Origin of the sequence: Streptomyces sp. NPDC047042, assembly GCF_040644035.1 — a bacterium.
Classification (GTDB): domain Bacteria; phylum Actinomycetota; class Actinomycetes; order Streptomycetales; family Streptomycetaceae; genus Streptomyces.
Window position 1 is genome coordinate 245,537 of the sequence record NZ_JBEYVP010000003.1, and the last position, 13,867, is coordinate 259,403.

The following is a 13,867-nucleotide window of genomic DNA, read 5'->3' on the forward strand; positions in this document are numbered from 1 at the left end:
CACGTTTCGATAACCGACGCTGGGTACGCCACTCCGTGCGCACGCCCGTACGCGGCGTCACGGGCGCTCCGCGCGCCAGTTCCCCGCCAGCGCGGGACCCATCGCGTCGAGATAGGTGCTGGTGAGCTCGCGCATCGCCGTCACGCTCATGTCCGAGCCGGCGCCCCACCGCCGTTCCGTCAGCCGCATCAGCCCGCTGAACAGAGCCACCACGACCCGCGGCCGCAGATCCCCGTCCACGTCGACGCCCTCACGCTCGGCGATCAGCCGCGCCACCGCGTCCTCCGTCTCGGCGGAGCGGCGCATGTGCGCGGCGAGCAGCGCGGGCGTCGACTCGATCACGTGGTACATACGCATCTGCAACTCCGCCGGTACGACGGACTCCACGGCCTCGTTGATCGTGTGCCAGCCCTCCAGTACGGCCTGGCGCAGCGCCTCCAACGGGGTCTCGTGCGGCGGGCGTGCGCGCAGGGCCTCGATGAAGTGCGCCTCCGCGATGCGCTGCACGGCGAAGGCGGCGTCCTCCTTGCCGGCGAAGTAGCGGAAGAACGTGCGCTGCGAGACCTCGACGGCCTCGGCGATCTCGTCGACGGTCGTGTGCTCGTACCCGTTGCTGGTGAACAGGGTGAGGGCGGCGCGCACCAGGGCGTCCCGGGTGCGCTGCTTCTTGCGCTCGCGCAGGCCGGGACCCGACGCCGGACCCGCCTCGGTTTCGGCAGCGCTCATGACGATCAGGCCTCTTCGTTCTTCGCTGTTCATTCGTTTTTTCGGTGAGTGACGTGTCAGTTACCGACTTGTGAACTGGTTTGTCAATTGTCAGCGGCTGTCACTAGCCTCGAACGTATGACTAGTCAGACCACCGTCGAGACGTCTGTCTCCCCTCCGGACCCCACGCCTGCCAAGGGGCTGCGCGGCCATCCATGGCTGACCCTGATATCCGTGGCGGTCGGGGTCATGATGGTGGCCCTGGACGGCACCATCGTGGCCATCGCCAACCCGGCCATCCAGAAGGACCTGGGCGCGAGTTTCGCGCAGGTCCAGTGGATCACCAACGGCTACTTCCTCGCGCTCGCGGTCACCCTGATCACCGCGGGCAAGCTCGGGGACCGGTTCGGGCACCGGCAGACCTTCCTCGTCGGCATCGTCGGCTTCGCCGCCTCGTCGGCGGCCATCGGCCTGTCCAGCAGTATCGCCCTGGTCGTCACCTTCCGGGTGTTCCAGGGGCTGTTCGGCGCGCTGCTGATGCCGGCCGCGCTGGGTCTGCTGCGGGCGACCTTCCCCGCCGAGAAGCTGAACATGGCCATCGGTATCTGGGGCATGGTCATCGGCGCGTCCACCGCGGGCGGCCCGATCCTCGGCGGTCTGCTGGTCGAGCACGTGAGCTGGCAGTCGGTGTTCTTCATCAACGTGCCGGTGGGTGTCCTGGCCCTGGTCATCGGTCTGGTCATCCTGGTCGACCACCGGGCGGAGAACGCCCCGCGCTCCTTCGACCTCCTCGGTATCGCCCTGCTCTCCGGCGCGATGTTCTGCCTGGTGTGGGCGCTCATCAAGGCTCCGGCGTGGGGCTGGGGCGACGGCAAGACGTGGCTGTTCCTGGTCGTGTCGGTGGCGGGCTTCGCGGTCTTCGCCTTCTGGGAGCAGCGGGTCAAGGAGCCGCTGATCCCGCTCAACCTGTTCCGGTCGGTCCCGCTCTCGGCGGGTGTGGTGCTGATGGTCCTGATGGCCATCGCGTTCATGGGCGGCCTTTTCTTCGTCACCTTCTACCTGCAGAACGTGCACGGCATGAGCCCGATCGACGCGGGCCTGCATCTGCTCCCGCTCACCGGGATGATGATCGTCGGTTCGCCCCTTGCCGGCGCGATGATCAGCAAGACGGGTCCCCGTATCCCGCTCGCGGGTGGTATGGCCTGTGTCGCGGTCGCCATGTTCGGGATGTCCGCGCTGGAGACGGACACCGGCAGCGGCATCATGTCGCTCTGGTTCGCCCTGCTCGGCCTCGGCCTCGCCCCGGTGATGGTCGGCGCGACGGAGGTCATCGTCGGCAACGCCCCGATGGAGCTCTCCGGTGTCGCCGGCGGCCTCCAGCAGGCGGCGATGCAGATCGGCGGCAGCCTCGGTACGGCGGTCCTGGGCGCGGTCATGGCCTCCAAGGTCGACAACGACCTCCCGGGCAACTGGACGGCCGCGGGCCTCCCGAAGCTCACCCCGGAGCAGCAGGCCCAGGCCTCGGAAGCGGTCCAGGTCGGGGTGCCGCCGGTGGCGCCGGGCACGCCGGAGACGGTCGTCGCCCAGATCACGAAGGTCGCCCACGACACGTTCATCTCCGGCATGAGCCTGGCCTGTCTCGTCGCGGCCGGTGTGGCCGTGGTCGCGATCGTGGTCGCGCTGCTGACGAAGCGCGGCGAGAACGCGGAGGCGGGCGCGGGCGCGGCGCACATCTGAGGCGCATATATCGCGCATATATCTATGACCATTCCGGTGAGGTTCGCTCATCAGGGTGACTCCGCTAAAGATTCCTCCCCTTCGGTACTCGGGACAGGTCACAGTTAGTCAAGTCCTCCGCACGACATGGTCCTTACGACCTGGGAGGACAGCCGGGCCGCGGCGCGCTGCCGGAGGGGGACAGCGCGCCGGCGGGCCCGCCGAAGAGCCGGGAGGCTAGAACCCCACAGCGGGGGTACCCGCCCCATCGACCCCGAACTACCGACAAGTTCCAGGGAGTTGATGAAAATGGCGGCCTTCGGACGGCAGCACCCCACCCGCAGGCACCCCGGCTCACGCGGCGGCAGGACCTGGCAGCGCTCGGCCCCGGACAGCGCGACGCTGGGCATCATCGGGCTCATCTGCGCCGTAGCGGGCTTCTTCGTCCTCGGCATCGTCCTGGGCCCCGTCGCCGTCGTCTGCGGCTGGCTGGCGATGGGCCGCACCTGGCGCGGCCCGCGCCCGATACCGCCCCTGGTGGCCGTGGTCCTGGGCGCGATCGACACCCTCCTGGCCATCATCTGGCTGGCGAGCGCCACAGGCCCGACGCCCGGCTTGTTCTGACGGCGGGCTTACCGGGGCTGCTCCTCACCCACCCGGTCCCGCGCGCCCCTGGTGCCGGTGAGGGCGGCCACCTCCGCGCGCAGTGCCCGTACCTCGTCCGTCAACGTGGCGATCGCCGCCGTCTGGCGCCTCTCCTCCACGTCGTCCATCTCGAACCGGGAGATGAACCAGGCGGCGATGTTCGCGGTGACGAGACCGAGCAGCGCGATCCCGGACAGCATCAGCCCGACCGCGAGCATCCGGCCCACTCCGGTCGTCGGCGCGTGGTCCCCGTACCCCACGGTCGTCATCGTCGTGAACGACCACCACAACGCGTCATCCAGCGTTCGGATGTTCCCCTCCGGCGAGGCGCGTTCCACCGAGAGCACGGCCAGTGAACCGAACATCAGCAGCCCCACCACGGCCCCGCCGACATACGTCGTCAGCCGCACCTGGGACGCCATCTGCGCCCGCCGGCCGACGAGCAGCAGCGTGGAGACGACCCGCAGCAGCCGCAGCGGCTGGAGCAACGGGAGCAGCACGGCGAACAGGTCCAGCCAGTGCCGTCGTACGTACTCCAGACGCCGGTCGGCGAGCGCGATCCGCACGAGATAGTCGACCGCGAACGCGCCCCACACCGTCCACTCCGCGACCGTGCACGCCACCGAGACGGACCGGCTCGCGGGGTTGTCCACGATCGGCACCGCATAGGCGACGGTGAACACGACCGCGAGCGCCATCAGCGGCCGCTGAGTATGCCGCTCCCAACGGGCCTGCGCCGACTGTTCGTTCATGCCCAGCATCGTAGGACGCGGAAAGCGCCCCTGGAGGACGCCCCGAAGGGGCGCCCCTCCCAGGGGCGCGGGGAACTGCGCGACCAGCCACGACGCACCAGCAGACAACGAACCGGCGTTACCGGCTCAGCCCAGACAGCGGAGCGCTACGCGTCGCCGCCCGCCGCCCCCGGATCCGCCGAAGCCACGTCAAGCAACTGATACCGATCGATCGCCTGCTTCAGCACCGACCGATCCACCTTCCCCTCCTTCGCCAGCTCCGTCAGCACCGCCACCACGATCGACTGCGCGTCGATGTGGAAGTGCCGCCGCGCCGCACCCCGCGTGTCCGCGAAGCCGAACCCGTCCGCACCCAGCGACTGGTACGTCCCCGGCACCCAGCGCGAGATCTGGTCCGGAACCGACCGCATCCAGTCGGACACGGCCACGAACGGACCCTCGGCCCCGCTCAGCTTCCGCGTGACATAGGGGACGCGCTGCTCCTCCTCGGGGTGCAGCAGATTGTGCTGCTCCACCGCGACCGCCTCGCGCCGCAGCTCGTTCCAGGAGGTCGCCGACCAGACGTCCGCCTTGACGTTCCACTCCTCGGCGAGGATCCGCTGCGCCTCCAGCGCCCACGGCACGGCGACACCGGACGCGATGACCTGCGCCGGGATGGAGCCCGCCGTGCCCGCGCCCACCCGGTGGATGCCCTTGAGGATGCCGTCGACATCGACGTCCTCGGGCTCGGCAGGGTGCTGGATCGGCTCGTTGTAGACGGTGAGGTAGTAGAAGACGTCCTCACTGTCGGGGCCGTACATCCGCCGCAGACCGTCCTGCACGATGTGCGCGATCTCGTACGAGTACGCCGGGTCGTACGCCACACAGCCCGGGTTCGTCGAGGCGAGCAGCTGCGAGTGGCCGTCGGCGTGCTGCAGACCCTCACCGGTCAGAGTCGTACGGCCGGCGGTCGCGCCCAGGACGAAACCGCGCGCCAACTGGTCGGCCATCTGCCAGAACTGGTCGCCGGTGCGCTGGAAACCGAACATCGAGTAGAAGACGTAGACCGGGATGAGCGGCTCGCCATGCGTGGCGTACGCCGAACCCGCCGCGATCAGCGAGGCGGTGCAGCCCGCCTCCGAGATGCCGTCGTGCAGCATCTGCCCGGTCGGCGACTCCTTGTACGCGAGGAGCAGCTCACGGTCGACCGACTCGTACTGCTGGCCGAGCGGGTTGTAGATCTTCGCGCTCGGGAAGAACGAGTCCATGCCGAACGTGCGGTACTCGTCCGGCGCGATCAGCACGAAACGCTTGCCGATCTCCTTGTCCCGCATGAGGTCCTTGAGCAGCCGCACGAACGCCATGGTCGTGGCGATCGACTGCTGACCCGAACCCTTCTTCACACTCGCGTACGTCTTCTCCGGCGGCAGCGTCAGCGGTTTGGCGCGGACGACACGGGTCGGGACGTAACCGCCGAGCGAGTTGCGGCGGTCGTGCATGTACTGGATCTCTTCCGAGTTCCGGCCCGGGTGGTAGTACGGCGGCGCGCCGCTCTCCAGCTCCTTGTCGGAGATCGGCAGGTGCAGCCGGTCGCGGAAGCCCTTGAGGTCGGCGACCGTCAGCTTCTTCATCTGGTGCGTGGCGTTGCGGCCCTCGAAGTTGGGTCCCAGCGTCCAGCCCTTGACTGTCTTGGCGAGGATGACGGTCGGCTGGCCCTTGTGCGCCTTGGCCGCCGCGAACGCCGCGAAGATCTTCCGGTGGTCGTGGCCACCGCGCCCCAGGTGCAGCACCTGGTCGTCGGTCATGCCCTCGACCATCGCGCGCAGCCGCGTGTCGTCCCCGAAGAAGTGGTCGCGGATGTACGCGCCGGTCTCGGTGGCGTACGTCTGGAACTGTCCGTCGGGCGTCGTGTTCATCTTGTTGACGAGCACGCCGTCCCGGTCCTGCGCGAGCAGCGGGTCCCAGCTGCGGTCCCAGACCAGCTTGACGACGTTCCAGCCGGCGCCCCGGAACTGCGACTCCAGCTCCTGGATGATCTTGCCGTTGCCGCGCACCGGGCCGTCGAGCCGCTGGAGGTTGCAGTTGACGACGAAGGTCAGGTTGTCCAGGCCCTCGCGCGCGGCGATCGACAACTGGCCGAGCGACTCCGGCTCGTCCATCTCGCCGTCACCGAGGAACGCCCACACGTGTGACTTGGAGGTGTCCGCGATGCCGCGCGCCTCCATGTAGCGGTTCATGCGCGCCTGGAAGATCGCGCCGAGCGGGCCGAGGCCCATCGAGACGGTCGGGAACTCCCAGAAGTCGGGCATCAGCCGCGGGTGCGGGTACGAGGACAGCCCGTACGGCGCCTTCGACTTCTCCTGGCGGAACGCGTCGAGCTGCTGCTCACTGAGCCGGTCGAGGAGGAACGCGCGGGCGTAGATACCGGGGGAGGCGTGGCCCTGGAAGAAGATCTGGTCGCCGCCGTCGCCCTCGTCCTTGCCCCGGAAGAAGTGGTTGAAGCCCACGTCGTAGAGGGAGGCGGAGGAGGCGAAGGTCGCGATGTGGCCGCCGACGCCGATCCCGGGCCGCTGGGCGCGCGAGACCATCACGGCCGCGTTCCAGCGGGTCGCGTTGAGGATGCGGCGCTCGATCTCCTCGTTGCCGGGGAAGAAGGGCTCGTCCTTCGTCGCGATCGTGTTGACGTAGTCCGTGCTCCGCATCTCGGGCACGGCCACGCGCTTCTCGCGGGCCCGCTCGATCAGCCGCAGCATCAGATAGCGGGCCCGCTCCCGGCCGCGCTCGTCAACCGCGGCGTCGAGGGAGTCGAGCCACTCCTGGGTTTCTTCGGGATCGAAGTCAGGAACCTGACTCGGAAGGCCGCCAATGATGATCGGGTTGCGATCTGATCCGGAAGCCACGCTGTTCCTTCGCTCTCGGAGGGCTTGATCCGGGGCACGCTGTGGGCCTGTCCCGGGGCTGCGAATGCACTGGCCCCATCGTGTACCCCGAGGCCGGGTACGTCACCTCTACTCGGAGGTAGCCCCCGGTGGAGGCGCTCCGCGGGTGGTCGCAGCCAAATCGCAACGATACGCCCAGTCCATGACGTGTTCCGTAAAGCAATTCGGATCTCGCACGTATGTGTGAGAGGTTCGGGAGCCACTCGGGAGCAGCAAAACCGCAAAGCGGGCAGAATGGTGTGGTGGGCGTCACTCTTTCCCTGGAACCGCTGTCTGTAGTTGCGGCGACACCGCCAGGATCGTCACCGTTTCGGCGGTCTGAACGGCCGGGTACTTGCGCGATCCGCCCCGCCCGTGTGGACTACGGCCAATGCTTCGCGCACGCGCGTGGCTGGACATTTCTCGAACATGATCAGGAGGCAACCCGTGAGCGCGACCGCGGACCACGCGGAGGAGCGGACTAACCCTGCCGTCAGGCTGGGGTTCCAGCCCGAGCAGGTGGTCCAGGAGATCGGCTACGACGACGACGTCGACCAGGAGCTCCGCGAGGCCATTGAGGAAGTCATCGGCAGCGATCTGGTGGACGAGGAGTACGACGACGTCGCAGATGCCGTGGTGCTGTGGTTCCGCGACGACGACGGCGACCTGACCGATTCGCTGGTGGATGCCACCACGTACATCGAAGAAGGCGGCGCGATCCTGCTCCTCACGCCCAAGACGGGCCGTGACGGCTACGTGGAGCCGAGCGACATCTCTGAAGCCGCGACGACGGCGGGTCTGTCGGCGACGAAGAGCGTCAGTGTGGGCAAGGACTGGAGTGGGAGTCGGCTGGCGACGCCCAAGGCAGCGAAGTCCAAGAAGTAGCGAACAAGTGACCGTTCGCCGGTCTGGGCGTCGGCTGGGGGCTCTGCCCCCAGACCCCCGATCGGCCTGAACGGCCTCGTCCTCAATCGCCGGACGGGCTGGATTCACTCCGGCCCGTCCGACGTGTCGCGGTGGGTCGTTACTAGGGTGTCCTCACCCGAACAGCCCACCGAAGGGATGCAGGATCATGGCGATCGAGGTCGGCGACAAGGCCCCGGACTTCGAGCTCAAGGACAACCACGGCGCCACCGTGCGGCTCTCGGACTTCCGCGGTGCCAAGAACGTGGTGCTGCTCTTCTACCCCTTCGCCTTCACCGGCGTCTGCACCGGCGAGCTGTGCGACCTGCGGGACAACCTGCCGAGGTTCTCCGACCGGGACACCCAGGTGCTCGCCGTCTCCAACGACTCCATCCACACCCTGCGCGTCTTCGGAGAGCAGGAGGGCCTCGACTACCCCCTGCTGTCCGACTTCTGGCCGCACGGCAACATTTCGCGCGCGTACGGCGTCTTCGACGAGGACAAGGGTTGCGCGGTGCGCGGGACCTTCATCATCGACAAGGAGGGCGTCGTGCGGTGGACCGTCGTCAACGGCCTGCCGGACGCGCGCGACCTGAACGAGTACGTGAAGGCCCTCGACACCCTGTGATTCTTCGGTTCCAAGCCCTGCGTGGGGCGGGAACCCGTCACTAGGATCGACACGTTGATCCGATAACGGCGCACCACGGGCACACCGCCCCTGGACAGCAGACGAGACACCAATGGAGGACTCGTGGGAGTCAGCCTCAGCAAGGGCGGCAACGTATCGCTGACGAAGGAGGCCCCGGGCCTCACCGCGGTCATCGTCGGTCTGGGGTGGGACGTCCGTACCACCACCGGCACCGACTTCGACCTCGACGCCAGCGCCATCCTGACGAACGCGGAGGGCAAGGTCAGTTCCGACGCCAACTTCGTGTTCTTCAACAACCTCAAGAGCCCGGACGGCTCGGTGGAGCACACCGGCGACAACATCACCGGTGAGGGCGAGGGCGACGACGAGCAGATCAAGGTCAACCTCGCGGCGGTCCCGGCGGACATCGACAAGATCGTGTTCCCGGTCTCGATCTACGACGCCGAGAACCGTCAGCAGTCCTTCGGTCAGGTGCGCAACGCGTTCATCCGCGTCGTGAACCAGGCGGGCGAGGCGGAGCTCGCGCGCTACGACCTCTCCGAGGACGCCTCGACGGAGACCGCCATGGTCTTCGGCGAGCTGTACCGGCACGGCACGGAGTGGAAGTTCCGCGCCATCGGCCAGGGTTACGCGTCCGGCCTGCGCGGTATCGCGCAGGACTTCGGCGTGAACGTCTGAGCCGGACTCCTCCGGCTCCGTCGTCCGGCGTCGCACTCTCGGTGCGGCGCCGGACGCGCTCGGCACATGTTTTCGCATCACCTCGGGGAGGACCAGCAGCATGGGCGTCACGCTTGCCAAGGGGGGCAATGTCTCCCTCTCCAAAGCCGCACCGAACCTCACCCAGGTGTTGGTCGGACTCGGCTGGGACGCGCGTTCCACCACGGGCGCGCCGTTCGACCTCGACGCCAGCGCACTGCTGTGCGGGGGCGGACGGGTGCTCGGCGACGAGTGGTTCGTCTTCTACAACCAGCTCAGGAGCCCGGACGGCTCGGTCGAGCACACCGGCGACAACCTCACCGGTGAGGGCGAGGGCGACGACGAGTCGCTGATCGTCGACCTCCCGAAGGTGCCGGCCGCCTGCGACAAGATCATCTTCCCGGTGTCGATCCATGACGCGGAGAACCGGGGCCAGACCTTCGGCCAGGTCGCCAACGCCTTCATCCGGGTCGTCAACCAGGCCGACGGCCAGGAACTGGCGCGCTATGACCTGAGTGAGGACGCGTCGACCGAGACTGCCATGATCTTCGGTGAGCTGTACCGATATCAGGGTGAGTGGAAGTTCCGTGCAGTTGGTCAGGGGTACGCGTCGGGGCTCAAGGGCATCGCTCTAGACTTCGGAGTCAATGTTTCGTAAAGCCGAGTAAGGCAGCGGGGGAAGACCCGTAAACACACGATTGGGTAGCCAGTGATTCTGAAAACCTTCGGCTGGTCGTTCGCGGTCACCGCGCTCGGCCTGGTCGCGGCGGTCTTCTACGGGGGGTGGACCGGCTTCGGCATCGTGGCGATCCTCTCCATCCTCGAGATCTCGCTGTCCTTCGACAACGCGGTGGTCAACGCCGGCATCCTGAAGAAGATGAGTGCCTTCTGGCAGAAGATCTTCCTCACCATCGGTGTCCTCATCGCCGTCTTCGGTATGCGTCTCGTCTTCCCGGTCGTGATCGTGGCCATCAGCGCCAAGATCGGTCCGATCGACGCGGTCGATCTCGCGCTCAACGACAAGGACCAGTACCAGCAACTGGTCACCGACGCCCACCCGTCGATCGCCGCCTTCGGTGGCATGTTCCTGCTCATGATCTTCCTCGACTTCATTTTCGAGGACCGGGACATCAAGTGGCTCGGCTGGCTGGAACGCCCGCTCGCCAAGCTCGGCAAGGTTGACATGCTGTCGGTCTGCATCGCCCTGATCGTGCTGATGATCTCCGCCATGACCTTCGCGACCAACGCCCACCAGCACGGTGGCGCCCACGTCGACAAGGCGCAGACGGTGCTCATCTCCGGTATCGCCGGTCTGATCACGTACATGATCGTCGGCGGGCTCTCCGGCTACTTCGAGGACAAGCTCGAGGAAGAGGAGGAGCGGGAGCACGAGGAGGAGGAAGAGGCTCAGCGGACCGGCAAGAAGAAGCCGGCCATCGTCCTCGCCGGCCAGGCCGCGTTCTTCATGTTCCTCTACCTCGAGGTCCTCGACGCGTCCTTCTCCTTCGACGGTGTCATCGGCGCCTTCGCCATCACCAACGACATCGTGCTGATGGCCCTCGGCCTCGGTATCGGCGCCATGTACGTCCGGTCGCTCACGGTCTACCTGGTCCGCCAGGGCACCCTCGACGACTACGTCTACCTGGAGCACGGCGCGCACTACGCGATCGGCGCCCTCGCCGCCATCCTCCTCGTCACCATCCAGTACGAGATCCACGAGGTCATCACCGGCCTGGTGGGTGTCGTCCTCATCGCCTGGTCCTTCTGGTCCTCCGTGCGCCGCAACAGGGCGCTGGCAGCGGCCGAGGGAAAAGCGACGGCCTCGGACGAGAAGACTGAGGTCTCGTCCGGGGTGTGACAGCCTCCGGTGTGAGGAACGCTCTGAGCGGGGCGGCTACGAGGAATCGTCCTCGTCGGCCGCCCCGCGGCTTTGACGCCATGGACGAATGTGCGGGGTCTTGACGGGTGGGGACGGGATGAGTTTCTGGGACGATCTGTGGCGCGGCCGTACGACGGACTTCGACGCCGGCAGCGCCGCGAGCAACTCCATCGAGCTGACCAAACGGCACCAGCGGGTCTCGCTCACCAAACAGGGCGCCGCGACCGGGCATCTGCGCATCAACCTGTCGTGGCGGATGCGTACGTCGGACATCGGCGGCCCCAAACGGCAGAGCCTGTGGCGCCACCCCTTCCAGGCGCTGAAGCCGGAGGCGGTCCAGGGGCACACCCAGAGCATGGTCAACGTCGACCTCGACCTGGGCATCCTGTACGAGCTCGCCGACGGCACGAAGGGGGTCGTGCAGCCCCTGGGCGGGTTCCTCGGCGACACCAACGCGCCGCCGTACGTCAAGCTGAGCGGGGACGACCGGTTCGGGTCGGCGTCCGGGGAGACGGCGTACGTCAACCTTGACCACCGGGACGAGATCAAGCGGTTGCTGGTGTTCGTGTACATCTACGACCAGACGCCGGCGTTCGACCGGACCCATGCGGTGGTGACGCTCTATCCGAGCAACGGGCCTCGGATCGAGATAGGTCTGGACGAGCGGCACTCGCAGGCTCGGTCGTGTGCGGTGGTTTTGATCGAGAACGTGAAGAACGAGTTGATCGTTCGGCGGGAGGTCAAGTTCGTCTACGGGTTTCAGGCGGAGCTTGATCGGTTGTACGGGTGGGGGTTGCAGTGGGGGAGGGGATACAAGACGAAGGCTGAGCGTTGAGTTTCGGGTGCGGGTCGGTGGGGGCTGGTCGCGCAGTTCCCCGCGCCCCTATAGGGCGCGCTCGTCTCAGCGTCCGATGAACTGTGGGCCCTGGGGGGGTAGGTGGAAGTCCGGGGACGGGCCCGGGGATGTTGCCACCGGATGGGGGTAACCGTAGGCGGGCTGAGGAGGGAGGGTGGGCGGGTGTTGGACTGTCGTGGCCGCCGAGGTGTCCGTGGGCGGGGCGTTCGTGGTGTCCGGGAACGGTTCCTCGGCCGGCTGGTCCTCCACCGAGATACCGAAGTCGGTGGCCAGGCCCTCCAGGCCGTTCGAATACCCCTCGCCCAGCGCGCGGAACTTCCAGCCGTCGCCGCGTCGGTACAGTTCGCCGCAGATCAGCGCCGTTTCCTCACCCGTCTCCGGCTTGACGTCGAAGTACGCAAGCGGTTCCCCGTCCGCGACCGCCCCGTCGTACAGCATGATGCGCAGAGACCGTACGCGGTCGAAGGCGACGCCGTCCGCCGAGGCGACCAGCAGAATCTGTCCGACTCCTGACTCGACACCGGTCAGATCCGTCTGGATCGTGTCGGTCAGGCCCTCGGCCACCCGTTTCTTGCCGAGCCGCCAGACCTTGCCCGAGGGGTGCCGGGGCTGGTTGTAGAAGACGAAGTCCTCGTCGGAGCGCACACGTCCGTCGGGGCCGAGGAGCAGCGCCGAGGCGTCGACATCCGGAACCCCCTGCCCGGGCGTCCAGCGCAGCACGGCGCGCACCGTCGTGGCTTCGAGCGGGACGTTCGACCCCTTCAGCATCGCGTGCGTCATGCGGTCATCCTGCCTTCTCGGTCCTGGTCACGACAACGCGGGGGCATCCGTTCTGCGTGTCCGCGTTACCTGAACTTCATTCTCAGTGGGAACCCCTGACACGGATCCCTACGTACTATTACCGGCCACCCAGCAACACTCGACCGACAATCGATCACCACTCGACCGGCAGCCAGCCACCACAGGGGAGTTTCATGCGTCATTTCGGGCACATCGCCCCTGAGGTACGACAGCGCCTGTTCCACCAGGAGCCGTGCGAGTTCTCCGCCGACTCCCCGGCCCGGGTGCTCGCCACGGCCCTGGGGGCCACCCTGTACAGCCCGGCCACCCGCCCGAACCTCGCCGACGCCGTCGTCAAACAGGTCGCCCGCGGTGTCGTCTCGATGGTGTTGTGCCTGGAGGACTCGATCGACGACTCGGAGGTCGAGGACGCCGAGGAGAACCTGGTGCGGGAGTTCCGGGTGCTCGCCGAGCGCCCCGACGCCGCGACCGGGCTGCCGCTGCTGTTCATCCGGGTCCGTACGCCCGAACAGATCCCCGACCTCGTACAGCGCCTCGGGTCCACCGTCCGGCTGCTCTCCGGGTTCGTGATGCCCAAGTTCACCGAGGAACGCGGGATGCCGTTCCTGGAGGCACTCGCCGACGCCGAGGCCGCGAGCGGTCACCGGCTGTTCGGTATGCCGGTGCTCGAGTCCCCCGAGCTGATGTACCGGGAAACGCGCGTAGAGACCCTCGAGGGCATCTCCCGCGCCGTCGACAAGTACCGCGACCGCGTCCTCGCCCTGCGCCTCGGCGTCACCGACTTCTGCTCCTCGTACGGCCTGCGCCGAGCCCCCGACATGACCGCGTACGACGTCCACGTCGTCGCCTCCGTCATCGCCGACGTCGTCAACATGCTGGGGCGGGCCGACGGCACCGGGTTCACCGTCACCGGGCCCGTCTGGGAGTACTTCCGGGTCCAGGAGCGCATGTTCAAGCCACAGCTGCGCCGCAGCCCCTTCCTGGAGGGGCAGGCCGAGGAACTGCGTGAGAAGCTCATTGAGCACGCCATGGACGGGCTGCTCCGCGAGATCAGCCTCGACCACGCCAACGGTCTGCTCGGCAAGACCTGCATCCATCCCTCGCACGTGCTGCCCGTGCACACGCTGTCCGTGGTCAGCCACGAGGAGTTCAGCGACGCCCAGGACATCCTGCGGCCCGAGCGCTGCGGAGGCGGCGTCCTGAGGTCGGCGTACACGAACAAGATGAACGAGGTGAAACCGCATCGTGCCTGGGCCGAGCGGACCCTGATGCGCGCCGAGGTCTTCGGTGTCGCCAACGAGGACATCGGCTTCGTGGAGCTGCTCACCGCCGGTATCCCCGACTGACCCGCCCGGCATCCGCTCACCA

Annotated in this window: 13 protein-coding genes; 9 read left to right on the forward strand and 4 right to left on the reverse strand. The window is 67.5% G+C overall.

What is annotated here, in order from left to right:
* Positions 1-57: 57 nt before the first annotated feature.
* The gene (locus ABZ855_RS04740; protein WP_360800858.1) at positions 58-726 is read right to left on the reverse strand and encodes a TetR family transcriptional regulator; all 669 of its coding nucleotides are present in this window, start codon (positions 724-726) and stop codon (positions 58-60) included.
* Positions 727-843: 117 nt separating this feature from the next.
* On the opposite strand from ABZ855_RS04740, the gene ABZ855_RS04745 reads away from it, so the two are divergent.
* The gene (locus ABZ855_RS04745; protein ID WP_360800861.1) at positions 844-2,442 is read left to right on the forward strand and encodes an MFS transporter; all 1,599 of its coding nucleotides are present in this window, start codon (positions 844-846) and stop codon (positions 2,440-2,442) included.
* A gap of 288 nt (positions 2,443-2,730) precedes the next feature.
* The gene (locus ABZ855_RS04750) at positions 2,731-3,045 is read left to right on the forward strand and encodes a small hydrophobic protein (RefSeq protein ID WP_360800864.1); all 315 of its coding nucleotides are present in this window, start codon (positions 2,731-2,733) and stop codon (positions 3,043-3,045) included.
* Between the two features lie 8 nt (positions 3,046-3,053).
* Here the strand turns inward: ABZ855_RS04750 and ABZ855_RS04755 are convergent, their stop codons facing one another.
* Together ABZ855_RS04755 and aceE are read right to left on the reverse strand one after the other, a co-directional pair.
* Positions 3,054-3,818: an ion channel gene (locus ABZ855_RS04755; protein WP_360800867.1), complete on the reverse strand. Its 765-nt coding sequence runs from the start codon at positions 3,816-3,818 to the stop codon at positions 3,054-3,056.
* A gap of 146 nt (positions 3,819-3,964) precedes the next feature.
* A complete protein-coding gene (gene aceE / locus ABZ855_RS04760; RefSeq protein WP_360800870.1) occupies positions 3,965-6,697 on the reverse strand; it encodes a pyruvate dehydrogenase (acetyl-transferring), homodimeric type in 2,733 nt (910 codons plus the stop codon).
* A gap of 465 nt (positions 6,698-7,162) precedes the next feature.
* Here aceE and ABZ855_RS04765 point away from each other — a divergent pair, with 465 nt between their 5' ends.
* The 6 genes from ABZ855_RS04765 (at position 7,163) to ABZ855_RS04790 (ending at position 11,677) form a co-directional block, all read left to right on the forward strand.
* Positions 7,163-7,600: a DUF3052 domain-containing protein gene (locus tag ABZ855_RS04765; RefSeq protein WP_319205143.1), complete on the forward strand. Its 438-nt coding sequence runs from the start codon at positions 7,163-7,165 to the stop codon at positions 7,598-7,600.
* 187 nt (positions 7,601-7,787) lie between these two features.
* On the forward strand, positions 7,788-8,246 hold the full coding sequence (locus ABZ855_RS04770; RefSeq protein ID WP_360800874.1) for a peroxiredoxin: 459 nt from the start codon (positions 7,788-7,790) through the stop codon (positions 8,244-8,246).
* Positions 8,247-8,369: 123 nt separating this feature from the next.
* Entirely contained in the window at positions 8,370-8,945 is a 576-nt protein-coding gene (locus ABZ855_RS04775; protein ID WP_360800877.1) for a TerD family protein, read from the forward strand.
* A 100-nt stretch (positions 8,946-9,045) separates the two neighbouring features.
* Entirely contained in the window at positions 9,046-9,621 is a 576-nt protein-coding gene (locus tag ABZ855_RS04780; RefSeq protein WP_360800880.1) for a TerD family protein, read from the forward strand.
* Between the two features lie 51 nt (positions 9,622-9,672).
* Entirely contained in the window at positions 9,673-10,821 is a 1,149-nt protein-coding gene (locus ABZ855_RS04785; protein ID WP_360800883.1) for a DUF475 domain-containing protein, read from the forward strand.
* Positions 10,822-10,939: 118 nt separating this feature from the next.
* On the forward strand, positions 10,940-11,677 hold the full coding sequence (locus tag ABZ855_RS04790) for a Tellurium resistance (RefSeq protein WP_360800886.1): 738 nt from the start codon (positions 10,940-10,942) through the stop codon (positions 11,675-11,677).
* Between the two features lie 66 nt (positions 11,678-11,743).
* On the opposite strand, the gene ABZ855_RS04795 is transcribed toward ABZ855_RS04790, so the two are convergent.
* Positions 11,744-12,478 carry a TerD family protein gene (locus ABZ855_RS04795; protein ID WP_360800889.1) on the reverse strand — a complete coding sequence of 245 codons (735 nt, stop codon included), beginning with the start codon at positions 12,476-12,478 and terminating at the stop codon, positions 11,744-11,746.
* Between the two features lie 194 nt (positions 12,479-12,672).
* Between ABZ855_RS04795 and ABZ855_RS04800 the strand changes: the two genes are divergently transcribed.
* Positions 12,673-13,845: an HpcH/HpaI aldolase/citrate lyase family protein gene (locus ABZ855_RS04800; protein WP_360800892.1), complete on the forward strand. Its 1,173-nt coding sequence runs from the start codon at positions 12,673-12,675 to the stop codon at positions 13,843-13,845.
* Positions 13,846-13,867 lie beyond the last annotated feature (22 nt).

What these genes read in the sequence shown, in the direction of transcription:
- ABZ855_RS04740 (WP_360800858.1), bottom strand. Translation starts at nt 726, where the DNA reads ATGAGCGCTGCCGAAACCGAGGCGGGTCCGGCGTCGGGTCCCGGCCTG.
- ABZ855_RS04745 (WP_360800861.1), top strand. Translation starts at nt 844, where the DNA reads ATGACTAGTCAGACCACCGTCGAGACGTCTGTCTCCCCTCCGGACCCC.
- ABZ855_RS04750 (WP_360800864.1), top strand. Translation starts at nt 2,731, where the DNA reads ATGGCGGCCTTCGGACGGCAGCACCCCACCCGCAGGCACCCCGGCTCA.
- ABZ855_RS04755 (WP_360800867.1), bottom strand. Translation starts at nt 3,818, where the DNA reads ATGAACGAACAGTCGGCGCAGGCCCGTTGGGAGCGGCATACTCAGCGG.
- ABZ855_RS04770 (WP_360800874.1), top strand. Translation starts at nt 7,788, where the DNA reads ATGGCGATCGAGGTCGGCGACAAGGCCCCGGACTTCGAGCTCAAGGAC.
- ABZ855_RS04780 (WP_360800880.1), top strand. Translation starts at nt 9,046, where the DNA reads ATGGGCGTCACGCTTGCCAAGGGGGGCAATGTCTCCCTCTCCAAAGCC.
- ABZ855_RS04790 (WP_360800886.1), top strand. Translation starts at nt 10,940, where the DNA reads ATGAGTTTCTGGGACGATCTGTGGCGCGGCCGTACGACGGACTTCGAC.
- ABZ855_RS04795 (WP_360800889.1), bottom strand. Translation starts at nt 12,478, where the DNA reads ATGACGCACGCGATGCTGAAGGGGTCGAACGTCCCGCTCGAAGCCACG.
- ABZ855_RS04800 (WP_360800892.1), top strand. Translation starts at nt 12,673, where the DNA reads ATGCGTCATTTCGGGCACATCGCCCCTGAGGTACGACAGCGCCTGTTC.